We start from the raw sequence: 26000 nt of genomic DNA on the forward strand, positions 1-26000 counted from the left end.
AGTACGATTTTTAGTAAAAAAGCGATTAGGTTTCTCACGTTGAGTGTTTTATAAGTTGCTGTTTGATAGCAACAATTACCATGCTAATTGCTGCGTTAGCTGATCCCGAACGGCCAAGTTAGAAATTAATGGCTACCATAATCGAAACTGATTTCATTATGGAGGTTTTTAACATGACAGGGGCCATGTTCACGCTGAGTGCGATTTTGCGCTGGGCCAATATGAATCTCTACATTGGCAAAGATGTGTTTCTCTGCTTGCACAAAATATTTACTGTAATAGCCATCCACTTCTTGCTGAAGTTGCTTACATTCTGCTTCAGCTTTCGCACGGCGATTGGCGATTTCTTTTTTCTCATCAAGCATCATTTTCACTTGCTCAATCATTCCCGCATCTGTTTGCCACTCCGTTTTAGGAGGCAGCTTTCTCAAGCGAGACTCGATATCTAATCCTGCGACAACAAGCTGCTTAGCTTGGTCATCACTGGCTTTAGCCTCAGCTTTGAGCTCAGTTTGATCCATGGCGCAATAAAGCTCAGTCTTAGTGCCAGCCGTTGCGCCAAAGGCTACAGCCTTAATGCCTTTTTTAGCGGTCGCTCGCCCACCGACAAGATCGCCTCGTCTGGCATTAGGATCGCTAACGGTAATGACATTGTCTGAGACTGAATGGCTATGAAGCAGTTGTTTAGTGACTAAGATGTCACTTTTGGCGGTTAAATTGGAATATTGCACAAACTGAGCACAGATTTGGCCACGGGCAGTAATATGGGTACTTAACTCATGCTCTTTAATTTGTCGGCCAATGACTCCTTTACTGACAATTACATCGCCTTGGGCTTCAAGGCTAGCTGAGTCTACAAACCCCATAACTGTTATGTCACCAGTGCTTTTTACTTTCATACCCTCGTGGACATCGCCTGTGATTAAGACACTACCTTCAAAATCAACATGACCGTATTTTACGTCAACATCTTTAATTTGCAGCACATCATCTACTTGCATACCTTTTGGTGTTTCAACAGGCTGACCAGATACTGTTGCGACAAGTTGGTTAGTATCGCTACTTAATAATTCAGTGCCATTACCAGGCTTCATTTGCAGATCTTTGCCTTCAATCTGCATGATAGGTTCCCCGTGTACGTTATAGCCAGGAGTGCCGGTAGTCGCAGGCGTTTTTATCATTAAAACGTCGCCTGGTTTCACCATGATCATTGCGCCCAGATTTCGCATGTCGACAGAGCCATCTTCACGTTCTTGAGGTTGTAATAACCGTTCACGAGCGAGGGGGACTTGTCTTGTTAATGTTGCATTAATGCCATTTACAGCCAATTTACCAATGGCGATTTGGCTACTGCAACTTTCACCCGGTGGTAAAATCGCTAATTGCTGGATCAGAGATTGAATTTTAGGTTTGCTTAATCCCATTTTGACTTTATGGGATTTTAGGGTGTTAAGGATCATTGGCAGTGAAGGGTCTTTCCCACCCCATGCTGATGCTAATGTCATAGAGGCCGACATTTTATCTTCGCTGATTTCTATGGTCACACTGCCATCAGCTCGTTCACCAATGATAAAAAATAACTCATGCTTACCATTGTCATGAGTGCTGAGGGCATTAACTTCAGCAACACAATTATGAATATTGTGGGTTAACGGTTTCAGCATGGCAAACTCTGCCTGCGTCAGTAGCTGTTTTACGTCATCGTCAGAAATTGGCCCATGAATATTGGGCGTAACACGAAACTCTACTTGGGTTTGAGTTTCATTAAAAACAGCCATGCTCCAATCCAGCATAAAAACCCTTATTAGCCATGAGACTTAAATGCGTGTTAGCTCATGTATTGTTTTTCATAATGTGTGATGTTGATATCAAAATGTAGCTGTTTTTATGAATAAAGACTAGATAATTATCAAGCTTATGAGCGCAAATTGAGAATTAGCACTCATCTTTCTTTAGTTGTTAATTTGTTGTTACTTATGGAAAAAGTACAATTTGTACTTATTATTTTCAGCAGGAACATTAACTTGGCCAAATTCTGCTGCAATTGTGTCTGCGTATGGAAGGTTACGGTTAGCCACTATTTGCCATACACCATTGGCAGATAAACTGCTGGCGCTTTGTTTGACGAAATCTTTGGCAATATGTGTGGTGGCGGCTAATCCATCGTGAAACGGCGGGTTAGAAATTATGCCGTTAAATTGCCCTTGTATTTGTTTAAAGCCATCTGATGGATAAACTTTAGCAGTCATCTGATTGGCAGCTAAGGTCAGCTCGCAGGCTTTGAGTGCCATTGCATTAATATCAATACATTCAACGTTAAGTTGTGGGTTTACTTTAAGCATTGCTGCACTAATAACGCCAGCTCCACAGCCGAAATCTAGAACTCTTCCCGATAATTCTGGCAGGTTTGACAGTAGTAATTCAGTACCTTGATCGAGCTTTTTCTCACTGAATACGCCAACAAGGTTACAAATAGTAATGTCTCCTTGCGGTGTCGATAATGAATAGTGGCTGACCCAATCTTCAATCGAGAATATTGGTGCAATTGCGGTTAATTCTGCAATGAATAGTAAACAATGCCGAGCATTATCGCGCTTTAATGGCGCAGAATAATAGTCAGGCAATAGCTTTGCTAAGGATTTTACTCCGCCTTTATTGTCGCCAATAACGATAAGCGTACCGCCAACAGATAGATGTTGAGCTGCTAATTGAAATAGGTAGGGCGCCAATGCTTTTGCTTTTGGAAAGTAGACAATGACAGTATCAAATTTCTGTTTGGTATCGTCAGGCAGTTGGTGACCAAAGTAGCTCGTAAGATGCGCTTTATCCTGTTTAGCCACATATTGATAATGATTAAAATCAAGCGCTAAGCTTGTAACTGATGCAGCATGACTAAGGAGCTCTGATGCGAGAGTATCGGCTTCATGGTTTAAAATCAGCAGGTGCTGGTTTTCGATGAATTGAACATTGCGCATTAAAACTTGAGAAGTGTTGGTGAGCACAGAATCGACCTTAATAAATTAACTCAGTTGTTATGAGGGCGATTATAGCAAAGAAGTGCTGAACTGTTTACGTTATCAAAGCGTGTTTATTAAAGGTAAATTTGCATAAAAAAGGGCACAGCTAATACTGCGCCCTTTCATCAAGATATGAGGTTTAGGGGTTATCGAGCAGCTTTAGGCAATAAACTCATCATCTTAGTGGCGATATCAATATTATCTTGGTGACCACTGAATAAGATTGCTCCCGGTCCAGCGGCAAACACTTGTACGTCATCAGCTGTGTGTCCTAAAGACGTCCAACCTGTGTTTGTACGAAGATCTATGACAGATAAAATGGTTGTAAATAGCTGCTTTTGTCCCTGCATTCTTGCAGCGCTAAGCTTAGCGATTTCTTCGTCTGTTGCCTCAAAACCAATGAGCTCGTTAAAACGTTTTTGCCATTCATCAGTTGCGATTAGTGCTTTTGCAATCATTTCAGGTGAAGCCGTTATTTGATGAAGAATCGCGGGCTCCCAAGCGTATTCATTATTTGCGCCGATAGATAGGCCACCCGTATTGTGGTCTGCAGTAACAACCATTAGCGTATCTTGGCGTTCACGAACAAATTGCTCCACAACCTCGATAGCATTAGCGAACTCATCCATTTCTCCCATGGCCGTGGCGATATCATTTGAATGGCCAGCCCAGTCGATTAAGCTACCTTCAACCATTAAGACAAAACCTTGCTCGTTTTGAGATAATAAATCTAATGCTTTTTGAGTTAAGGTGCTGAGTTTGTGTCCTTGTTTGTCATCGATGACCCAAGGCAGTTGCACATCGGCAAACAGTCCTAGCACTTTAGGTTCGGTTATAGAGTCTAATTGAGCAAACTCTGTGATGTGCTGATACCCTTTATCGGTAAATTGCTTCAGTAAGGCTTCTGAAAAATATTTTTGTCCGCCACCTAAAATGACATCTGCATCAGAGTTAAGGTAGTCCTCAGCGATTTCGACGTAGTTTCTGCGGTGTTCATTATGAGCAAGAAAAGCCGCTGGTGTGGCATGATTTACCTGAGATGATACAGCTACGCCAGTCGATAAACCTCGCTTTTTAGCCATTTCCATAATTGTTGTCAACGGACGTTTATTTTCATCAACAGCAATGGCACCGTTATAGGTTTTAAAGCCCGTCGCTAAGGCTGTGGCTGATGCGGCTGAATCTGTGACATATCCGCTAACAGGTGCAGGGTAAGTGCTTGACATACCGACAAGTAAGCGATCAAACACTGTTTGTTCAATCTCTTGTGTTTCAGGGTTATCTTTAAAATAGCGGTAGGCGGTGGTGTATGCGGGACCCATACCATCACCAATCATAATGATCATATTCTTGGGTTTAGCCGGGCCTGAAGTTTGTTTTGCTTTTTTATTAGGAATATTAGTGATGGGCGCGACAATAGGTGTTGATGAGTCCTTGCTTGAAGTTGTGTCAGAATTTGTGGCTTGTGGTGCTGTGCTTGGAGCACTAGAAACTGTGGTATCAGAAACACTAGAAACTTGAACCTGTACTTGATTGGTCTGTTTGGTTGCTGCAAGCATATTGGCTTCTGCTAATGGCTGACTTGCCATAGAAACCGATGAGAAACACAGGGTCATCCCAAGCATTAAGCTTAGTGTTGTTCTTATTGTCATGATAAATCCTGAAGTAAAATTAAGGCTCAACTTGATGGTAAATGACCGTCATTATTGAGCCTATAATATTGTTAAGCTTGTTTATTGATTCGTGCTTCAATTGCGTCCATTAGCATGCCGGTAATATCGACATCAAACGCAGCTTCAATTTCTTTGATACACGTTGGGCTAGTAACATTGATTTCGGTAAGCTTATCACCGATAACATCTAACCCAACAAAGATGAGGCCACGCTTTTTAAGTTCAGGCCCTAAGGTGCGTGCAATATGAAAATCGCTTTCAGATAGCGGTTGAGCAACCCCGCTGCCACCTGCCGCTAAATTACCTCGGGTTTCACCTTTCATGGGTATACGTGCAAGTGAGTAAGGGACTGGCTCACCATCAACAACTAAAATACGTTTATCACCTTGCTTAATTTCTGGGATAAAGCCTTGTGCCATGGCGTAGCGTGAACCGTGCTCTGTGAGCGTTTCTAAAATAACGCCAATGTTCGGGTCATCTTGTTTTACACGGAAAATTGATGCGCCACCCATACCATCAAGTGGTTTAAGAATAATATCGCCTTTTTCAGCGAGGAAAGCACGGATGCGTTTGGCATCACGAGTTACCACGGTTTCAGGGGTAAACTCTGGAAACCAAGCAGTGAACAATTTTTCATTCGCATCACGCAAACTTTGTGGTTTGTTGACGATTAAAACGCCTTCTTCTTCAGCGCGTTCAAGCATGTAAGTGGCATAAATGAACTCAGTATCAAATGGCGGATCTTTACGCATTAAAATGACATCTAAGTCAGCAAGTGGCGTATCTTCGCTGTCGCCTAATTCAAACCATTTAGTGGCATTATCTTCAACTGTCAGTGAACGCATGGTTGCCATTGCCTTGCCATTTACCATAGCGAGATCTTGCATTTCCATATAATACAGTTCGTAACCACGAGATTGGGCTGCCATTAACATTGCAAAACTTGAGTCTTTTTTGATGTTAATGTCGCTGATTGGATCCATTACTATGCCGAGCTTAATCATACTTTATCCTTATTTTCTCAATGCTTATTATCATTGATTAACCGATATCACCGAAACGTAGTTGCAACGCGGTAATCGCAGTCAGTGAAGCTGTTTCTGTGCGTAATACTCTTGGGCCAAGTAACACATCCGTAAATTGATGTGTTTCCGTCATGGCGATCTCTTCTTCTGATAGACCGCCTTCAGGGCCAATTAATAACCGAACCTTGGTATTTTCTAGCGATAGTCCATTAATACCATGTGCAGCACGAGGGTGCAGATTTAACTTTAATGCGTCAGTTTGCTCAGCACACCATTGATTAAGTGTCATTGCAGGCCTGACTTTCGGTACGAAACTACGTCCCGATTGTTCACATGCACTGATGACAATTTTTTGCCATTGGCTGATTTTCTTTTCTAAACGCTCGCCACTTAATTTGACCCCACAGCGGTCAGAAAAGAGCGGGGTGATAGTGGTTACGCCCAATTCAACTGACTTTTGAATGGTAAAGTCCATTCTGTCACCTCGAGATATCACTTGACCTAAATGTAAGTCTAGTGGTGACTCTGAATTATTTGGCGTATTTTCAATGATTTCAACGGTGACGTTTTTTTGTTTGCACTGATTATTGTTGCCAAATAATCGTTGCCATTTCCAGTAAATAAACGGATGTTTTCGCCTTCGGTCATTCGCAGAACACGACCAATGTGCGCAGCACCATCTTCGTCTAGTTTTACGTGCTGATTAACAGCAAGATCATTGATTGGTTGATAAATTCTTGGGACGCGCATAGTAAATCCTTAATCAATGAGGCCGAGATTCTGACATTGTATTAAGACAAAATTATTATGATTGCCTTGATTCTCTGAAATTAATTTATCTCTTAAACATTCAACCTTATCAACTGGATAAGTTTTATCCCATGCGTTGAATAAGCGTTTCTGGCTAGCAGAGATGGCTAAGCCATAAGTTTGCTGCATGTAAAAGTAGGTACGAGCAATTGCGCCGCGGCTTTGCTTTGGCGGCTGTACTTTGCGGCCTTTAAAGTCAACAACCATAGCACATTGGCCATATTGTGTGGCTTCTCCATTCCATTCGCTAAAGCGGTAGTTGCTTCTATCGCCATTAACTTCACCAACAGCAGGGGTTAGATTGTGCAAATCGGCTTCCATTTTCTTAAATTCTGCACTGGTTCTGCCGCAATTCTTACGACCGCCATTTTGCCAGCATTGCAACTGATGACCAAACTCCCATGCAGGGACAACATGCTCCCACTCGATTCGATTTGCTCGTGGAACTTGTTTGCGTACTTGGTAACCACAGCTGTCTAGGTTTGGTTTCCATTGTTTACCAATCACTTCAATATCACAACCGCAATAAAAGCTGCTCATTGGCAATGACTGACTATATATCTTCTGGGCAATTTTTTTCGCACTTCTAAAACTTGATGGATGTTGGGCTGCTTGCGCACTAACACTCGTAATAGTTGTGATAACAAATAACACGATACCCATTTGGAACAGATTTGAAACTTTTAAATACGGCACAATAAACCCTAACGACATTCAATACGGCACAGGCTATACGGGTTGGTTTAGCCTGATATTTGCAAAGGATGGTAAGGGATTGAAACTTGGGATGCAATCAGAACTGTGGATTGTATTTTGGATTTTAACGGCCAGACCATAAGCTCATATTTTGCATTATTAAATAGCAGATTATTGCGAAAGTTATTGCGAAAGAGTTAATGGCGTTAATACTTGCTGACAAGATTTGCAGCGGTACTGTGTTTGATGACGTTGCACTTTATTGTGGCGCCTAATGGATAACATGATAGGACCGCAGTCACAACGATATTGAAATTGCTTACCTGCAACGGATTGAGTATTCAGCTGATGGGTCGTATCGGCAGGTACATTAAATACATTAGTCATGATGTTTTGCCACTCTTGCCCGTGGGGCTTAACCCGACCATACAGTTGAAAACTGAGTAAATGGCTGATTTCATGAGGCACAACTTGATCGATAAATTCAGTGATATTTTCTTCAAGTAATACAGGATTAAACCTGAGCTTATTTAATTGGAGATGAGCCGTTCCTGCGCTTTTTCCTCTTAAGGTAAATTGGATAGTAGGGCGTGGGAATTGACGTTTCAATAAGCTTTCTGCCTGCAGATAGTCTGCTTCTACTTTGCGTAAAATTTGTTGTTGCGCCTCAGTTTTAGGTAAACAAGTTTTCGTCGATGCTTTATCGTTGGGAATACTTGGTGCAGCGTGGTTTATTGATGACTGCGTTTGACGACGGAACAATGATTTAAGCATATTTGGCTTGGCTAAAAGGCTTGTTGAAAGCGTTTATAGTGAATAAGGAAATGAATACATCGAGCTTGATTATAGCGTGTAGAATCGTCCTGCCTCAAACCTTGAGATAATAGCATGCGGCAAGATGAGTGATGCTGCAGTTATTCTGCAGCGGCAAGTTTTACCATGTCGACGATTTGTTCAACGATGGCCCATTCCGTATCGGCATCATAACCACTGACTCTCGGGGTATGAATGTGCCCAACAGGAATATCACGGTTAAACTGCTGTTTTAGCAAGATACTACGATAAGATATTTCATTGGACAAATAGCCGCCGCCAGAACCTTCAACTGATGTTTCATTGGCTAATTCGTAAATGTTTTTCGCATCAAATTGTCCACGGCTCACGGTGGTGACTTGATGATTGTCATTGACCTTCCATTTACCCTCTACTTGTTGCATTGCTCTAACAGGCAGTGAGAACTCAACAAATTCAGGGCCGTTTAATGTTCCTCCATTGAATAGCGGAGCTTGTGGAGCTGTTTTACTGGCACCTGTATAAACATTGAGATTATCAGGCGCTGCAGCACTGCGGCCTCTTGCAGGAAAACGCTCAATATCAAAATCATCTCGCCCCATACTGACGGTGAAAATCATATCAATACTGTTATCGCGATACATAGGTGTCAGTAGAGATTCAATCATACCGTCATCGAAATCAGCAAAACGAACTGGGATCATCACAGTTTCGATTTGAGCTTGTTTACCATTAACGTCGAACGTCATGCCATCAAGTGCTAATGCAGTTAATCCTGAAGGGTTACTTTGAGTGATGTCTTTGTCTAAAAAGAAAGGGTCAAAGCCAGTGACTAGGATCTTTATTCGAGTTTCTGGTTTAAAGTGAATATCGCTAAGCCCGCGAGATGACTTCTCAAATGCATTAATCAGAATGTCGCGTTGCCAAGGCACTATATTGTAACCAGCATCTGCTGTTTTTAAGGTTTTTCGCATTGCTAAGCGGCTCCAGTAGAGCGCGCGATCATCGTAGTTACCTGCTTTAACATCGGCGACTGCCTGTTGCCAAAGCTTGGTTCCTTGTGATGCCACCATTTGCGTAATGGCCAGTTCATCCGTTGATGAATTGAGCTTATTATCTAATTGTGTATTAAGGTTATCAAAGCGGTTAGCCACATCTGCCATCACTTCCATCACATTAGGAAGGCGCAATTCTTCTACATTTAGGCTGCTTGATTCATTTTGCGCATAGGCGGGATTAACACTGAGCAACATTGCTGCAGCTAATGTGCTTGTGATTAAGGGCTTGAACATGGCTATTCCTTTAGAATGTCTTTGTTATTGTTTAATTTAACACGGCTAGATCGCTAATTCATTATAGATTGTAATGATTCCTGACTACTATAACGTTTGGCGAAGAAGTCTAAAAATGCACTGATATTACTGGCTAGCTGGCGGCGGCTTGAGTAAACCCCATAAACTTTAAATGGTTCCATCGGCCATTCTTGCAACAGTGGCACTAATGTTCCTGCGGCTAACTCTTGCTTGCAACTGGTATTTGATAACATCGCAATGCCAAAGTCATCTTGAGCGAGTCGCTTAACCATACTGGCACTATTAACGCGTACTTTGCGTTTAAAGGTGGCCATTGTTTTACGGCTCCCTTTACCAACAGGCCATATTGGTGCTGATAAGCTTGTTCCTAATAATATCCCACTGTGCTGAGCTAGCTCTTGGGGCGTCGCTGGCGTGCCCGATTTTTTGAGATAACCAGGACTTGCGACTAAAATAGGTTGGCGCTCAAAAAGCAATCGAGCGACTAAGTCAGAGGATTCTAATGGCCCGTACTTGATGGCGATATCATAGCCTTCACCCACTAAGCCTACATTACTGTCGGTAAATTGAACATCCAGCTCAATGTTGGGGTAAAGACGCATGAAGCTACTACATAAGTTAGCAATGACTTCTTGAGAAAATGACACTGGAATTGCGATACGCAAAGACCCCGAAATATCGCTATGGGTATTTTCAATAATGGCCTTGGCAGCATCAATTTCTTGGCTAATCGAATCGCAATGCTGAAAGAATAATGCACCAACTTGGGTTAGGCTTAAATTACGCGTGTCCCGTTGCAATAAACGCACGCCAAGTTGCTCTTCTAATTGAGCTACTTTGCGACTTATGGTTGATTTTGGTTGTCCGATGTCTCGGGCGGCTTGCGAAAAGCCTTTTGCTCTAACTACTGCTGCAAACAGCATCATACCGTTTAAATCAGGCACTTTAGCCTCACTGTCTCAAAAATGGAACAAAGCGTCTTCGACAGTTTAATGGTAATTGGACAGCGAACAAAGTTATATTTACCGACTAAAAATTTTAGAGGCTATAAAAGCAGAGGATCTAAGGATGACTAGCAAAAAGCAGCCCGTAAACAAGACAGTACAACAAGTGGCTGATCCACTATTTTTACAAGCGGAACATTTAGCTAAAGATTTTTCGCTTTTCCCAGCCCATAGTAAGCAGACATTAGCTGAAGAAGTTAAAGGTCTACTTTCTGAAGATGCTATCCAATCGAATTTAAAAGAATTGTCGACACTTGATGTTGACAGTTATGTATCTAAGGTTATTCAACCGACTCAAGATAAAAACCGCCCTAGTGCCAAACGTGTGATTGCAGACCTTAAAGGTAAGCTGATCACTGAAGAGCATTTAGGCTCTTTTTACAGTGCTGAAATTGAATTAAATTTCGGATCTCGTACTCGTCGTGTCGGTTTTATCGCTCAAGAAAGAACCACATCTAATGGCGCTTGGATGCCAGAGCATCACTTAGCGGCATGTAAAGCGATTCGTCATTTTGCTGAATTATCAATGCCAATCGTATACCTCATTGACACTCCAGGTGCTGATGCGGGTGAAGTGGCTAACAGCCAAAACCAAGCACACTCGATTTCAAAAGCGATTGCTGAAAGTGCCAACGTTGATGTTCCAACCGTTGGTATTGTCATTGGTGCAGGTTACTCAGGCGGTGCAATTCCATTAGCTGCAGCCAACATCTTATTGTCATTACGTGATGGTATTTTCAATACTATTCAGCCTCAAGGTTTGCAATCAATTGCCCGTAAATACAACTTGTCTTGGCAGGAATGTGCTAAGTCAGTCGGTGTATCACCAGAAGAGTTACTTTCTGCAGGTTGTATCGACGGTATCGTCGATTTCTCACCATACGATAAAGATGAGCGCCAACATAATTTACGTCGTGCAATTATCAGTGGTATTGAAGCAGTAGAGAAAGCTGCAATTACTTTCGTTCGTGATTCTGATGATTTACGTGAGCATTATGACCGCAGTTTGTCGCGTTTCTTAGACCCATCTAAGAACTTAGCTGCACTGGAAAATAACCAAGGTTTGGCTGTGGCGAATAGCCCGACCATGCACCATAACTTATTTGGCAGTGCATATCGTTACCTACGTTATTTAACCTTACGTAGCCGTATTCATTCTATTTCTGTTGAACAGTATGGTCGCTTGTCGAAAGTCAGTGTGCCTGAAGGTGATTTATTAGCACGTATTCAACAAGAACAAGACAGTGTTTTCCAAGCATGGTTATCAACGCCAGATAAGCTAGTGTACGATGAAGAATTGAATAAGCTTTGGGGCACATTCGACAGTAAACGTAGCGAAATTTCAGCTGAACGTAACGTCATTACTCGTTTCATTCTTGGTGAGCCAAAAGAAAACTATAAAAAAGCACGTAAGGCATTGTTATTCAATATTGGTTGGTCGCTATATCATCGCTGGAAAAGCAATGCTGCGAACAACTTTAAAGGCTTAATCAAGTACCTTGAGTCTTTACCTGCTTCAACAACACAAGCGCCATGGCCTGAGCTTAATCAGTTAACCGTGCTTGATATTGTTGTTAATGATGAGCTGCGTGAAGACTTTATTTGGCAATGTCACAACGTACTTATCTTCAATGCGTTATATGACAATGTGGTTCAAAATTTAGCATCGATTTCTAAAGAAGCGATGATGTCTAAAAGCTTATCGCGTGAATCAGTTGATAAGCTATTACATACCTCTATCGACACTGCATTATCTACTAATGATGATGCCAATGATAAAAGTAAGTTCTACAAGTGGCTTAAATTCTTCATGGGTCAATCGAACCGTGCTGAACTGCTGACTCGTGTCGAGCAATGGAAGAGTGTTGGTTTCCCACAATTAAACGACAGTTTATTCGTGATCTTAACTTACTTCTTTGAACGTTTATTACCAGAATACTTTGACAGTGAAGAAGACCATTCTAAGTACACGGGTGCAATTAACCCTGTGCGCATTGGTCGTCGTAAAGACTTCTGGAACCGTTTGACTATGGGTTACCAAGATTTACTTATCCAAAAAGTTTTACGTGATGAAAAACGTCAAGGCAAAATGGGTTGGGAAAGTGTGATTGCTAAGTTCTTCACAGAATTCGAAGAGCTAAATGGCGACAAAATGTCGGCAAACCAACTTAACTTCCCTGGTTTCCGTTTATCTATTGAAGATGCATTAGATAAAGGCATTCGCCCATGTGGTTTAATCACAGGTCTTGCTGACTTTGAACATGGCGAAAGCAAATTACGTGTAGGTGTTGCGGTATCAAATATTGCATTCCAAGCGGGTGCATTTGATATGGCGAGTGCTGAGAAGTTCAGCGCGCTATTGATTGAATGTGCTAAGCGTAAATTACCTGTCGTTTGTTTCATCAGTTCAGGTGGTATGCAAACTAAAGAAGGTGCAGCGGCGCTATTCTCAATGGCTGTGGTTAATGACCGTATTACCCGTTTTGTTCGTGATAACGAATTACCAGTATTGATGTTTGGTTTTGGTGATTGTACTGGTGGTGCTCAAGCAAGTTTTGTAACGCATCCTTTAGTGCAAACTTACTATCTATCAGGTACAAATATGCCGTTTGCGGGTCAAATGGTTGTTCCTGCTTACTTGCCGTCTACTGCAACGTTATCTAACTACTTATCAAAAGTACCTGGTGCAATGACGGGGTTAGTGCATAACCCATTCAGCGACACACTCGATAGCCACTTATCAAGCATTGATCCATTAATGCCACTACCGACATTACATGCCCATGATGTCATTGCGAAAGCATTATCAAGCTTAGTGCCGGAAGTGAAAGCGATAGAAGAGAAAATCGTTCAAGACGATCCTCGTATGCTGATGAAGCCAATTGACAAAGTCTTGGTTCATGCACGTGGCTGTACAGCGGTTAAATTGATCCGTAAGGCACATGATAATGACATCAATGTTGTTCTTGTTGCTTCAGATCCTGATATGACCTCAGTGCCAGCAGATATGTTGAAAGTTAACGATAAGCTGGTTTGTATTGGTGGTAACACCTCAGATGAAAGTTACTTAAATGCATACTCTGTTCTGAAAGTTGCTGATTACGAAAACGTAGATGCACTTCACCCTGGTATTGGTTTCTTATCTGAAAGCCCGCAGTTTGCTGCATTGTGTGTAAACAATGGCGTTAACTTTGTTGGTCCTAGCGTTCATTCAATGACGACTATGGGTAACAAGTCGAATGCAATTAAGACTTCGCAAGCGCAAAATGTGCCTGTTGTACCTGGTTCACATGGTATTTTGACTAATGCTGAACAAGCAGTGAATGTGGCCATTGAAATTGGTTACCCAGTATTGCTTAAAGCGGTACAAGGTGGTGGCGGTAAAGGTATCCAGGTTGTGACTAAGCCTGAAGACATGATTGGCTTATTCCAAAAAACCTCTACTGAAGCGGCTGCAGCATTTGGTAACGGTGATTTATACCTTGAGAAATACGTGACTTCACTTCGTCACATCGAAGTGCAATTGTTGCGTGATAAGTTTGGTAACACCAAAGTATTGGGTATTCGTGACTGTTCAGTTCAACGTAATAACCAAAAAGTAATCGAAGAGTCTGGTTCAACCATGTTGCCTGAAGAATTGAAGCAACGTGTACTGGAGTATACGCGCGCTTTAGGTGATGCGACTGATTACATGGGCGCTGGTACGGTTGAATTTATTTACAACCTTGATGCTAACGAAGTGTACTTCATGGAAATGAATACACGTCTACAAGTAGAGCATCCAGTTACTGAAGCAACATCAGGTATTGATATTGTTAGCGCTCAGTTCGATATTGCTGCAGGTCGCTCAATTGAAGATTTACAGCCTGTTGAGCAAGGTTACGCGATGGAAGTGCGTGTTACTGCTGAAAAAGCAGCTTTAGACAGCGAAGGTGTACTTCAATTATTGCCAAACCCTGGCATGATAACTGAGTGCGTGATGCCAGAAGGTGAAGGTATTGAGATTATTTCTATCGCTGAAACTGGCAAGGAAGTATCGCCATACTACGATAGCTTAATCGCTCAAATCATTATCCGTGGTGAGTCACGTGAAGATGTTGTCTCTAAGATGTCTGCATATCTAGACAGTGTCGTTATCAAGGGTATTGCGACTAACATTCCATTACTGAAGCTAATTCTGAAAGATGCCACCTTTAACCAAGGTGTTTACGATACGAATTACCTGCCACGTCTAATGGCAGAGCTAGACGTACCTGCATTGGTTGCTGAAATGGAAGCGGCAGCTGAAACTGTTGGTTTAGATACTGAATCACTACGTGTTGCAGAGAGTAATGAACTTAAAGTACTCGCACAAGGTGCTGGTATCTTCTATACCTCTCCAGCGCCAGGTGAGCCTGACTTCGTTAAAGAAGGTGACATTGTCACTGTAGATCAAACTTTAGCGCTTACAGAAGCGATGAAGATGTTCTCACAAGTCACATTAGCCGGCTTTAACCGTCAAAATGCGATTCTTTACCCTGAAAATCAGAAGTACCGTATCGAACGTATTCTGAATGGTAATGGTCAGCAAGTATCACAAGGCGACTTACTGTTTGTTATTTTACCGATTGACGCTGAGTAATAATGGACAAGCCATAATGTAATGTTTATGGCAATGATATAGCAAAAATCCTCAGTTTATGGCTGGGGATTTTTTTATGGAAATTACCAGCAAGTTTTAACCAATAGCATGTTTGTTTTGATACAAATTGGCTTTTTTGTTGCTAATTGCACGAAATTTACCTCGGTTGAGCTAGCCGTTGTCAAAAATGCGGCGTTTTAACATAAAAAATTGAGTTGTTTGAAAAATAAACAATAACTTTTATTTTGTTGTTTTATTTAGAAATATTGTAATTAATGACAATTTTTTTATTCGAAATGTGATAAATTTTGCAAGTCTCATTTGCGCATTTGAAGGTTCCCACTTACAATATGCGCCTTAAATAACCAGATGTGCGGTGTGTCTAGCTTTTTTACATACTCCGTTTACCTCTTAACTAATCATTAAAGTTGAATCATGACCGAATTATCCAAATACAGAAACATTGGTATCTTCGCTCACGTTGACGCGGGTAAAACCACGACCACCGAGCGTATCCTAAAGCTAACCGGTAAGATCCATAAGATCGGTGAAGTACATGATGGTGAATCTACTACTGACTTCATGGAACAGGAAGCTGAGCGCGGTATTACTATTCAGTCAGCAGCAGTAAGCTGTTTCTGGAATGACCACCGTTTTAACGTTATCGACACTCCAGGCCACGTTGACTTCACAGTTGAAGTATATCGTTCGCTTAAAGTTCTTGATGGCGGTGTAGGTGTATTCTGTGGTTCTGGTGGTGTTGAGCCTCAGTCAGAAACTAACTGGCGTTATGCTAACGAATCAGAAGTTGCGCGTATCATCTTCGTAAACAAATTAGACCGTATGGGTGCTGATTTCTTACGTGTTGTTAAGCAAACTCAAGACGTTCTAGCTGCTAATCCATTAGTTATGGTTTTACCGATTGGTATCGAAGACGAATTCTCTGGTGTTGTTGACCTATTAACCCGTAAAGCATGGGTTTGGGATGAAACAGGCCAAGCAGAAAACTACAAGATTGAAGACGTTCCAGCTGACATGGTTGACATGGTAGAAGAATACCGCGAAATGTTAATCGAAACTGCTGTTGAGCAAGACGACGATCTAATGGAAGCTTACATGGAAGGCGAAGAGCCATCTATGGAAGACATCAAGCGTTGTATCCGTAAGGGTACTCGTACAATGGACTTCTTCCCAACATACTGTGGTTCTGCGTTCAAGAACAAAGGTATGCAGCTTCTTCTTGATGCTGTTGTTGATTACTTACCTAACCCAGTTGAAGTTGATCCACAACCTCTTACTGATGAAGAAGGTAATGAAACTGGCGAACACGCAATCGTTGATGCAGATGCTCCATTAAAAGCGCTTGCATTCAAGATTATGGATGACCGTTTCGGTGCACTAACTTTCGTACGTATCTACTCAGGTCGTATTAAGAAAGGTGACACTATCCTTAACTCTGCAACAGGTAAAACTGAGCGTGTTGGCCGTATGGTTGAGATGCAAGCAGATGAGCGTAACGAATTAGATTCAGCTCAAGCTGGTGACATTATCGCTATCGTAGGTATGAAGAATGTTCAAACTGGTCACACTTTATGTGATGTTAAACATCCTTGTACTCTTGAAGCAATGGTATTCCCAGAGCCAGTAATCTCTATCGCTGTAGCACCTAAAGATAAAGGTGGTTCAGAGAAAATGGGTATCGCTATCGGTAAAATGATTGCAGAAGATCCATCTTTCCGCGTAGAAACTGACGAAGATTCAGGCGAAACCATCCTTAAAGGTATGGGTGAGCTTCACTTAGACATTAAAGTAGACATCCTTAAGCGTACTTACGGTGTTGACTTAATTGTTGGTGAGCCTCAAGTTGCTTACCGTGAAACTATCACTAAAGTTACAGAAGATAGCTACACGCATAAGAAACAGTCTGGTGGTTCTGGTCAATTCGGTAAGATCGACTACGTTATCCGTCCAGGTGAGCAAAACTCTGGCTTCACTTTCAGCTCTTCAGTTGTTGGTGGTAACGTACCTAAAGAATTCTGGCCTGCAGTTGAGAAAGGTTTCGCTAGCATGATGAACACCGGTACTGTTGCTGGTTTCCCTGTGTTAGACGTTGAACTAGAACTTACTGATGGTGCTTTCCACGCAGTTGACTCGTCAGCTATCGCGTTCGAAATCGCTGCTAAAGGCGCATTCCGTCAGTCTATGCCTAAAGCCGGTGCACAACTTCTTGAGCCTATCATGAATGTTGACGTATTCAGCCCAGAAGACAACGTAGGTGACGTAATTGGTGACCTTAACCGTCGTCGTGGTATGATCAAAGACCAAATGGCTGGTGTTACTGGTGTTCGTATTAAAGCTGACGTACCGTTATCAGAAATGTTCGGTTACATCGGTTCACTACGTACTATGACATCTGGTCGTGGCCAATTCTCTATGGAATTCGCTCACTACGCACCATGTCCAAACAGTGTTGCTGAAAAAGTAATTGCTGAAGTTAAAGAGCGTGAAGCTAAGAAGTAATTCTTAACTAAACCCTTTAATTAAAAACCGCTGCCTTTGCAGCGGTTTTTTTATGCTTCAAAATTAATACAGACAGCTTATTTATTCGGTTTATGTTAAGAGTAAACATGCAAGTAACACTTATTGATTAAGAAGCTACCTAAAGCTTATTGGAACTTGTCTCTCATAACGCAAAATGTGGCTCAACAATTAATCAAGGAAGAAATATGATTAAGGTAAGGCGCTTTACCACAAGCGAAGTAAAGCCTCTATGACAGCTAAAACTGAAAACCATTCATAACGTTAACCGTCAGCACTATTTGTTAGCTGAGGTGACTACCTGGGCGCCTCATGAGTACAATGAACAGCCATAAAAAATGCCACGGTCATGGGACGGTGGCATTTTATTACGAGCAGTATTCTGACTCAATAAAGCTTAGTTAGTGTGAGTGTTACCCACTAACGCTTCTTTATTATCAGCTTGTGCAACGTGACACTGAACACAGAAGTAATATTTATCATCAAACTTACCGTCTGCACTTAAGTGAGACTCATGCACTGGTGTCGCTTTCATGCGAGCTGCTTTTTCTGTGCTGTGACAGGTTAAGCACCCATTTTTCTTGGTTGTTAGTTTATAAGAGTCTTTATGCGGAATGAGCGGCGGCATATGCACAAAATCTCTTTCTAAAGCTGTACCACGACTTGGGTAAGTCGCTTTAGCTTCTGCAGGTAACGTATCAGTAATGGCTACGTCTCCGGCAAGTGATTTAACATTTACTGGTGCGGCAGCTTCTTGTGCTTGTTGGCCTGAGCAAGCGCTAAGACTGAGCACTATCGCAGCAAGGCTGAGTATTTTCTTCATGATTTACACTCCGTCATATCCATTATGTTTCATCATCAATGGATAGAGAAAATTAGTGATGTTGTCATGCCTCAATATCGTTTAAAGAGGCATGACAGTCAGTCAAATTAGGCTTTAACAATCTTCACAGGACACTTCTTGAAATCCGTTTCTTTAGATAATGGATCAGTCGCATCGAGTAATAACTTGTTTACCAGCTGTCTAGCGTCAAAGAATGGCATAAATACCACGCCGACAGGCGGTTTGTTACGGCCTTTGGTTTCAACACGTGTTTTAACTTCTCCACGTGGAGAAATCACTTTCACTTCATCACCATTTTTAAGACCACGACTACTCGCATCTTTAGGGTGCATGAATACCTGTGCATCTGGATATGACTTGTGCAGCTCAGGTACACGTGCAGTCATACTTGCTGTATGCCAGTGTTCAAGAACACGACCCGTAGACATCCATAAGTCGAATTCTTCATTTGGCTCTTCAGCTGCAGGCTCAAATGGCAGTGCGAAAATAACTGCGCGACCATCAGGCTTACCGTAGAAGTTATAACCTTCACCCGCTTTAACGTATGGGTCACTGCCTTCAACGAAGCGACGAACTGTTTCAGTACCGTTAACAACAGGCCAGCGTTTACCGCGGTTTTCGTGATAGTTTTCAAAGGTATCTAAGTCATGACCATGGCCACGACCAAACTGTGCGTACTCTTCAAACAGACCCTTTTGAAGGTAGAAACCGAATGCATCATTTTCATCGTTGTAGTCGCCTTTACACTCAGAAGTAGGGAATTTATCCACTACACCATTTGCGAACAAGATGTCATATAACGTCTTTTCAGCGTATTCAGGTTTTTTAGCAATTAATTCAGCAGGCCATACTTCTGACACTTTGAAGCGCTTAGAGAACTCAACAAGTTGCCACAAATCAGACTTAGCGCCTTCCGGTGCTTTAACTTGCTGATGCCACATATGAGTACGACGTTCTGCGTTACCGTAAGCCCCTTCTTTTTCTACCCACATTGCTGTTGGAAGAATTAAGTCAGCGGCAGTTGCGGTAACCGTTGGGTATGGATCAGATACCACGATGAAGTTTTCAGGGTTACGGAAACCAGGGTAAATTTCATCATTGATATTAGGACCAGCCTGCATGTTATTGGTACACATAGTCCAGTAACAATTTAACTTGCCATCTTTAAGCATACGGCTTTGAAGAACGGCGTGATAACCTGGTTTAGGCGGGATAGTGCCTTCAGGTAATTGCCATAAATCTTCAGTCATCGCACGATGTTTAGGGTTAGCGACGACCATATCTGCAGGTAGACGATGAGCGAATGTACCGACTTCACGAGCGGTACCACATGCTGATGGTTGTCCTGTTAATGAGAACGGGCTGTTGCCTGGGGTAGCAATTTTACCGGTTAACAAGTGAATGTTATAAAGCATGTTGTTTGCCCAAACACCACGAGTATGTTGGTTAATACCCATGGTCCATAAGCTCATGATCTTGATGTTAGGATCAGCGTAAGCTTTTGCCATTTCCTCAAGATTCTCAACAGGTACACCACTCATTTCTGAAGCGTATTCTGCAGTGTATGTGCTAACGAACTTCGCGTATTCTTCAAACGAGATAGGCTTAGATTTACCATTACCTGGGTTTTTCGCTTTCTGCTCTAATGGATGCTCTGGACGTAAGCCATAACCAATGTCAGTGACACCTTCAGCGAAGTTTGTGTGTTTGTTAACGAAGTCTTTATTAACCGCATCGTTTTGAATGATGTAGTTAGCAATATAGTTCAAGATAACTAGGTCAGACTGTGGCTTAAATACCATTGCGTTGTCGGCAAGCTCGAAGCTGCGGTTTTCAAACGTTGATAAAACGTGAACCTTGCTGCCAGCATGGCTTAAGCGACGGTCAGTTAAGCGAGACCATAAAATTGGATGCATTTCTGCCATGTTCGCGCCCCAAAGCACGAAATGATCTGCCGCTTCGAAGTCGTCATAACTACCCATTGGCTCATCAATGCCAAAAGTACGCATGAAACCACCTACCGCCGATGCCATACAGTGACGAGCGTTAGGATCGATGTTGTTGGTTAAGAAGCCAGCTTTATGCAATTTAGATGCAGCGTAGCCTTCCCAAATTGTCCATTGGCCAGAACCAAACATACCAACTGAAGTTGGTCCTTTTTTGGCGATGCTTTCTTTCCACTTGTCAGCCATAGTGTCTAGAGCAACATCCCAACTAACAGGAGTGAATTCACCTTCTTTGTCATACTTGCCATCTTTCATTCTTAATAATGGCGAAGTTAAACGGTCCTTACCGTACATGATCTTAGAAAGGAAGTAGCCTTTAACACAGTTAAGACCTTTGTTAACAGGGCTTTCTGGGTCACCTTGAGTCGCAACAACTTTACCGCCTTTTGTTCCGACTAATACACTACAACCTACACCACAGAAACGACATGGGGCTTTATCCCATTTAATTTCTGCAGATTTCTCTTCTGCTTGAACCATTTTGATTGGTAAGGCAAGCCCAACAGCCGACGCGGCTGCAGTAGCGGCATTGGCTTTTAGAAACTCGCGACGGCTTATGCTCATGGTGTTTCCTCACTCTTTGCTGTTAGTTGATAACCTTGAAAGGTTAATCATCGTTTTATATGCCAAATAATGGCTTTATTCATCTCTATAATGTTGAGTTTAAACCTCACATTTATCATGGGTATACCTCGCAATGAGTATACTGATAGTTTGTTGTTGTAGATCACATTTTGTAACGTGATCTAAGACACATTTTAGAAGTTACTCAGTCACTTAATTAGGTGATGATAATTTAAGCGATACATTGATTCTAGGCCAAGATGAGAGAATTTGAAGGAAATTAGCGGGATAAAACACATTAAATTAATTGTTTTTATTTTATACAGAGTTTGATTTAAATATAAACATACATCCAATAAGCCCAGTGCCAAGTGGATGGCACATATTCATATCGTATTTGGTATATATTACATAGTGAGTAGTTAACCTAATAACCAGTTAACTCCATATAACCATTGCCTTTATGGCTACCAGAAACCTGAATCGGCCCCTCCCAGTAAGGGATTGAAAGTGACATATTACTGTCAGGGTTGAGTGCTGTTACTGTCAGATCGATTTGTTCGCTTTCAATAGAGAATTGCCAGCTAACGGGATATTTCCCGCTGTCAGTTTGCTGCCAGCTTATTGGTCTCATAGCAATATCGTTCGTTCTCTGGTTAGTGATATTTCGGCCACTACCGTCGGCAAACATTCTCCTAGCACTGAAAAATGCTGGTGTATTTTTGTCTGCTCCACGTAGCTGAAATACCATTAATGCAGAATCATCATCAAGACGGATGGAAAACCAATCCCAACCTTGTTGCGCCTTGGTCAGAAATTGCGAACTCCATTCTCTATCTAACCATGCTTTGCCTGTGACGGTTTCTTGTTTTCCGTTACGAGTAATCGTGCCAGTTAAATCAATAAATGGTTGGCTGTAATAATAAGAGGCAACTGCGCTATCAGCACTTTTTATGCTATAGCCACTTTCGCCCTGTAGTTGCATAGGTGCAGAGCTTGATAAGGATAATTGATAACTAAAGGTATCAGTTGCGACCTTGAGTGTTGCAGGAAACATTGCTGATGATTCACTCATCCATTGCCAATTATCTAGTTTCACTGTGAAAGGGTTTGCTGTTACATCGGCAAATTGGGGGTGACCTCGTGACCATTTTTCCGCGGCTTGATGAGTGTCAATTGATGTTAAAGCTGCATGGGACATGTACATCTGTGATGTTGCCCATTTCGAGTGGTCAGTTTGTTGCTGAAGTGGGGCGGATTCATTGGCTTGATCGTGGCTGCTTTTTACACTCACTTCTGCGTTAGCTATTGCACTCACTACCCCACTTGGCTCTTCACTAGTGAGCGCAATACGAAATTGAGTCCATTGTAGGCCAAGCTGTTCACCAGATTGAGTTTGCATATTGGCAGTTAAATACCACCACTCTTGTCGAAAATCATCATGGCCTAAATGATCTGCTGGGAATGTAAATTGATATCCCGGTTCGACCTTAGTGTATTGAGTCAAACTCGATGAAGCGTCTCCTAATATCCCGCCCATGTTAATTTGAGTCGATTCTGGTTCAGGCTGGCATGCGCTGAGCATTAAAATCGTCATACAACAGAGGCTAATTTTATGAGCAATTGAGTTATTATTTTGCTTGTTATCGTTCATCACAACGCCTCCTGCTGTAAGCTACTAATTAGCGGTTTTCTGGTTTGCCAATATAGTGGAATCGCAATGGCGATAGCGCTGGTTGTTAGTGCGATAGCGACCACTCGAAAATAAGCTGGCCAATCCCATAGCATTGCAATGCTCCAACCAAACGCTTGCAGTGTCACTTTATTAATGAGCAAGTAACCCAAAACCGCTCCTGTAGGAAGCGCAACTAAACAGGTTAGCAATACAATCAACTGCATTTGCACAAAGGTCATTAGACGTAACTCTCTTTTATTAATTCCTAGTGCGTAGAGCTTGGCGAGTGGAGCTTGCCTTGCCTGAATCAGCATTAAACAAGCGCTGAATAACCCTATGGCAGCAACAATCAGAGTTAAACTGTTTAGTACCATGGTTATCGAGAAGGTTTGCTTAAACATGGCAATGGCTTGCTGCTTGATTTTGGCTTGATTGTACATTTGGGCATTAGAGATCAATTTGCTTTCTAACAGCAATGATTCAAGTTGACCGATATCGCCTTGATAACTTGCTGCAATACTTTTGGGTTGCTGTGGTAATTGCAGTTGTTGCCATAAACTTCTATCTATAACGACTTGCCCCTTGGGATTACCATAGTCAAAAAAATGGCTCCAATCGTTGGAAGTTGATGTGTACTGGCATGATTGAAGGGGTCGATGTTGAAACTATCACCAATGTTTAAGCCATATTTTATTGCGATGGGTTCACTGATTAAGATTTGCTTACCCGCGACAAATTCTGACCATAGGTTATCCGTCTGATTCTTCAAAGAGCTTGTGACTTTGGTTGAATAGAGGTCTCGACTCACTAACTCAATTGGCATTCCTTGGTAGGTCGAGGCGATAGTCCACTGCGTGTAAATACCTGAAACCTTTTCTTGTTTTGATAACAAGTCTTGGATTTCAAGAATTTTGTCGCTTGCAGGGCGCATATACAAGTCTGCATGAAGACGACTTTCAAGCCAGTTTTTCAGTGTGATTTCAAAACTGCCCACTAATGTATTCATTGATATATTGGCAGTTAAAGCCAGTAGCATAGCCATCATAGCTAATGATAGCGGGCCGATTAGCTCTTTTGTTTCTGCAATCATGTAATGCCATAACCCAGTAGGAAAGAGGTTGGCCATCCATTCACTGATACGGTAAATCGTCAGTGGTAATAGCAGTGGAATCGCAATGATCACAATCCCCATTAACCCCAAACTGACCTGATACTGTTTAGCAAAGGGAAATGCTAATGCACAGCCAATTAATGCAATGCAGGCAATCATAAATTGCATACGATGGGTTTTGACCAAATGTGATACTTGATTGCTTTTGGCTATCATTCGAGCAAGTGGCTGGTTAGTGAGTTGGCGATAAAGAGGTAAACAGGCCAGTAATCCTGCAAATAAGGTTAATGCCATTGCTTGAACTAACCATTGCCATTGCCATGAACCAGGCATTAAGCGTGCACCGTATAGTTGTTCAAGTGTCATCGCAACCATAGGCTGCAACCAGAGACTTAACTGCAAACCGAGAATGAAGCCAACGACTGAACCGACAAGCACCAGAAAACTGAGCTCAACCACAAGTGCCAGTAATAACATGTGCTTTTGGACACCTAATTGCAGCAGTTGAACTAACAGTTTTTGCCGTTTCATCAAGCTATAACGCACACCGTTGTAGGCGATAAACAGGCCGACAACAAAGGCTAACATACTCATTGCATTTAAATTGAGATGGAAACTACGGGTTAACTCTTGGAGTGCCTGCCCTTGATCTTGTTCTGTTATCGTAGCTTGTTGTAATAATAATTGTGCTTGATTAATTTGAGTTATCAAGCTGCTGGGTTCGTCAAATAAGGCAATATAAGATAACTTTTGAGAATGATTTAGCAGAGACTGCGCAAGAGAGATATCAGCAACAATTGCATTTCCTAAGCCAAACTCATCGTCTAAGCCTACGACTTCAAGTGAAATAGGCGACCCTTGTTCATTTAATGGGTCTTGAAGGTAAAACAGGCCATCTGGGGCGACTTTATCGGCTAAGGATTGGCTCATGAGCAGAATATTTTTAGCGCCGAGTAATTTCGCTAAGGGGATATGTGGGTTAATTGCAGAATCTGTTTTCTGATTAGTGCCACTATGCTGCTGTAGGTTAATTGCTGCAAACAGGTCGCTACCTTGAAGTTGCCAGCGTCGTCCTTCACTATCGACCACTAACCCATTAATAACAGCGAGTGCTTGGCTTATTCCTGCTTGACGAAGGCGAAAGTAAACTTGCTCATCCAGATATTGTTCACCTGTATTAGGTGTGATGAGTAACGAGGCTCGTTGGCTTAAAAGTTCCGTAGCTTCACTGTAACTTCGGACTGCGTTTTCGTTGGTGGATTTAACCCCAATTAATAGCGTAACAGCCAAAATAATACCAAGTAAGATAGCACCAGCTTGTAAAGGTGCATGGCGATAATGCGCAGCAAATACGGCCAAACTATTGTATAAGCTATAGCCTGAAGCAGAGTCTTGCTCTAAACGATAATCAAGTTCGGTTGGTGTGCAGCTTATGGTACCTAGATTCGTACCTGCATCTAGTTGAGGCTTATTGTCTTGATTGCTTCGCTTATCATTCATGCACTTTACCTTGCTCAAGGTGCCAGCGCCTTTGCATAAACGCAGCACAAGTATCGCTGTGCGTTACCATAAGTACTGTTGTGTTAACGGCTTTGGCTAGGTCGCACAACAGTCCCATGACTTGTTGTCCTGCTTTTTCATCAAGATTACCCGTTGGCTCATCAGCTAACAGTAGTGCAGGCTTATGGATTAAGGCTCTTGCAATCGCTACTCGCTGCTGTTGTCCACCAGACAAGGTCTCAACGGGTCGGTTAATGACTTCAGTAAGTGTAAGTTTTTCAATGAGTTCATCACCCCAAATATTCCATTTTTGATTATTCAGCTGAAGCGGAAATCGAATATTATCAATGACATTAAGCGGTGTGAGGAGGTTGAACTGCTGAAATACGACACCTAATTGTTGGCGCCGAAATAATGCCCATTGGTTATCAGTCCAGAGGTGTGTGTCTTGTTCTAGCAGTGTTAACTGACCGGCATCAACACGCTCAAAGCCTGCAATAATGTTAAGCAGGGTACTTTTACCTGTACCACTAGGCCCTGTTAATGCAATGGTATCACCGAGATGTAACCTTAAGTCGACATCATTAAGAACTTGATGACGTTGCTCGCCGTCGGTAAAGCTTTTAGTGACTTGTGATAATTGACAGACAACAGAGGACATAACATGTTCCAGTAATTCTCGTAATAACATCATCATACGGTATTTTTAGCAGAATAGATCTTTATATGCTGCATGCGAGCTTTCGCTTTAGCTAAATGAATCGACATTAAGGTTTGCATGAATAAAAAATTGCAACTTAAGTTGTAGTGG

The 26000-nt window shown here is 42.1% G+C and carries 14 protein-coding genes and 2 pseudogenes; 2 read left to right on the forward strand and 14 right to left on the reverse strand.

Annotation, left to right across the window (positions count from 1 at the left end):
• Window positions 1–125 precede the first annotated feature (125 nt).
• The 9 genes and pseudogenes from ACGEDC_RS12060 to ACGEDC_RS12100 form a co-directional block, all read right to left on the reverse strand.
• Complete coding sequence (locus ACGEDC_RS12060) at window positions 126–1793, reverse strand: DUF342 domain-containing protein (protein ID WP_394493458.1); 1668 nt, start codon at window positions 1791–1793, stop codon at window positions 126–128.
• Window positions 1794–1970: 177 nt separating this feature from the next.
• Window positions 1971–3002 carry a methyltransferase gene (locus ACGEDC_RS12065; protein WP_055022660.1) on the reverse strand — a complete coding sequence of 344 codons (1032 nt, stop codon included), beginning with the start codon at window positions 3000–3002 and terminating at the stop codon, window positions 1971–1973.
• 161 nt (window positions 3003–3163) lie between these two features.
• Entirely contained in the window at window positions 3164–4669 is a 1506-nt protein-coding gene (locus ACGEDC_RS12070; protein ID WP_394493461.1) for an alkaline phosphatase, read from the reverse strand.
• A 71-nt stretch (window positions 4670–4740) separates the two neighbouring features.
• Window positions 4741–5694, reverse strand: a complete 954-nt coding sequence (gshB, locus tag ACGEDC_RS12075; protein WP_055022659.1) for a glutathione synthase — start codon at window positions 5692–5694, stop codon at window positions 4741–4743.
• 37 nt (window positions 5695–5731) lie between these two features.
• Window positions 5732–6465 (reverse strand): annotated as a pseudogene (gene rsmE, locus ACGEDC_RS12080) (16S rRNA (uracil(1498)-N(3))-methyltransferase).
• 9 nt (window positions 6466–6474) lie between these two features.
• Window positions 6475–7188, reverse strand: coding sequence for an endonuclease (locus ACGEDC_RS12085; protein ID WP_394498326.1), 714 nt, complete (start codon window positions 7186–7188; stop codon window positions 6475–6477).
• A gap of 216 nt (window positions 7189–7404) precedes the next feature.
• The gene (locus ACGEDC_RS12090; protein ID WP_394493463.1) at window positions 7405–7995 is read right to left on the reverse strand and encodes a SprT family zinc-dependent metalloprotease; all 591 of its coding nucleotides are present in this window, start codon (window positions 7993–7995) and stop codon (window positions 7405–7407) included.
• 140 nt (window positions 7996–8135) lie between these two features.
• A complete protein-coding gene (locus tag ACGEDC_RS12095) occupies window positions 8136–9305 on the reverse strand; it encodes a hypothetical protein (RefSeq protein WP_394493465.1) in 1170 nt (389 codons plus the stop codon).
• Between the two features lie 53 nt (window positions 9306–9358).
• Window positions 9359–10270 carry a LysR family transcriptional regulator gene (locus ACGEDC_RS12100; protein WP_055022654.1) on the reverse strand — a complete coding sequence of 304 codons (912 nt, stop codon included), beginning with the start codon at window positions 10268–10270 and terminating at the stop codon, window positions 9359–9361.
• A 124-nt stretch (window positions 10271–10394) separates the two neighbouring features.
• Here ACGEDC_RS12100 and ACGEDC_RS12105 point away from each other — a divergent pair, with 124 nt between their 5' ends.
• Both ACGEDC_RS12105 and fusA read left to right on the forward strand, forming a co-directional pair.
• A complete protein-coding gene (locus ACGEDC_RS12105) occupies window positions 10395–14951 on the forward strand; it encodes a biotin carboxylase N-terminal domain-containing protein (protein WP_394493467.1) in 4557 nt (1518 codons plus the stop codon).
• A 435-nt stretch (window positions 14952–15386) separates the two neighbouring features.
• On the forward strand, window positions 15387–17471 hold the full coding sequence (gene fusA / locus ACGEDC_RS12110; protein ID WP_055022652.1) for an elongation factor G: 2085 nt from the start codon (window positions 15387–15389) through the stop codon (window positions 17469–17471).
• 415 nt (window positions 17472–17886) lie between these two features.
• Here fusA and ACGEDC_RS12115 read toward each other — a convergent pair whose 3' ends face one another.
• The 5 genes and pseudogenes from ACGEDC_RS12115 to ACGEDC_RS12135 all read right to left on the reverse strand — a co-directional run bounded on the left by ACGEDC_RS12115 (window position 17887) and on the right by ACGEDC_RS12135 (window position 25850).
• Window positions 17887–18312 (reverse strand): nitrate reductase cytochrome c-type subunit, encoded by a 426-nt coding sequence (locus tag ACGEDC_RS12115; RefSeq protein WP_055022651.1) that lies wholly within the window; start codon window positions 18310–18312, stop codon window positions 17887–17889.
• Between the two features lie 107 nt (window positions 18313–18419).
• Window positions 18420–20903, reverse strand: coding sequence for a nitrate reductase catalytic subunit NapA (napA, locus tag ACGEDC_RS12120; protein ID WP_211030446.1), 2484 nt, complete (start codon window positions 20901–20903; stop codon window positions 18420–18422).
• 427 nt (window positions 20904–21330) lie between these two features.
• A complete protein-coding gene (locus ACGEDC_RS12125; RefSeq protein ID WP_394498328.1) occupies window positions 21331–22557 on the reverse strand; it encodes a lipocalin-like domain-containing protein in 1227 nt (408 codons plus the stop codon).
• A pseudogene (locus ACGEDC_RS12130) lies at window positions 22557–25189 on the reverse strand (FtsX-like permease family protein). Before ACGEDC_RS12130 ends, ACGEDC_RS12125 begins: the two are co-directional and overlap by 1 nt.
• Window positions 25182–25850, reverse strand: a complete 669-nt coding sequence (locus ACGEDC_RS12135) for an ABC transporter ATP-binding protein (RefSeq protein WP_394493471.1) — start codon at window positions 25848–25850, stop codon at window positions 25182–25184. Before ACGEDC_RS12135 ends, ACGEDC_RS12130 begins: the two are co-directional and overlap by 8 nt.
• Between the last annotated feature and the right edge of the window lie 150 nt (window positions 25851–26000).

Origin of the sequence: Shewanella sp. ENK2, assembly GCF_043568515.1 — a bacterium.
In the GTDB taxonomy this organism is placed as follows: domain Bacteria; phylum Pseudomonadota; class Gammaproteobacteria; order Enterobacterales; family Shewanellaceae; genus Shewanella; species Shewanella japonica.

Excerpts from the sequence above, each read along its gene's own strand:
- ACGEDC_RS12060 (WP_394493458.1), bottom strand. The coding sequence starts at position 1,793 with ATGCTGGATTGGAGCATGGCTGTTTTTAATGAAACTCAAACCCAAGTA.
- ACGEDC_RS12070 (WP_394493461.1), bottom strand. The coding sequence starts at position 4,669 with ATGACAATAAGAACAACACTAAGCTTAATGCTTGGGATGACCCTGTGT.
- gshB (WP_055022659.1), bottom strand. The coding sequence starts at position 5,694 with ATGATTAAGCTCGGCATAGTAATGGATCCAATCAGCGACATTAACATC.
- ACGEDC_RS12085 (WP_394498326.1), bottom strand. The coding sequence starts at position 7,188 with ATGGGTATCGTGTTATTTGTTATCACAACTATTACGAGTGTTAGTGCG.
- ACGEDC_RS12090 (WP_394493463.1), bottom strand. The coding sequence starts at position 7,995 with ATGCTTAAATCATTGTTCCGTCGTCAAACGCAGTCATCAATAAACCAC.
- ACGEDC_RS12095 (WP_394493465.1), bottom strand. The coding sequence starts at position 9,305 with ATGTTCAAGCCCTTAATCACAAGCACATTAGCTGCAGCAATGTTGCTC.
- ACGEDC_RS12105 (WP_394493467.1), top strand. The coding sequence starts at position 10,395 with ATGACTAGCAAAAAGCAGCCCGTAAACAAGACAGTACAACAAGTGGCT.
- fusA (WP_055022652.1), top strand. The coding sequence starts at position 15,387 with ATGACCGAATTATCCAAATACAGAAACATTGGTATCTTCGCTCACGTT.
- ACGEDC_RS12115 (WP_055022651.1), bottom strand. The coding sequence starts at position 18,312 with ATGAAGAAAATACTCAGCCTTGCTGCGATAGTGCTCAGTCTTAGCGCT.
- napA (WP_211030446.1), bottom strand. The coding sequence starts at position 20,903 with ATGAGCATAAGCCGTCGCGAGTTTCTAAAAGCCAATGCCGCTACTGCA.
- ACGEDC_RS12125 (WP_394498328.1), bottom strand. The coding sequence starts at position 22,557 with ATGAACGATAACAAGCAAAATAATAACTCAATTGCTCATAAAATTAGC.
- ACGEDC_RS12135 (WP_394493471.1), bottom strand. The coding sequence starts at position 25,850 with ATGTCCTCTGTTGTCTGTCAATTATCACAAGTCACTAAAAGCTTTACC.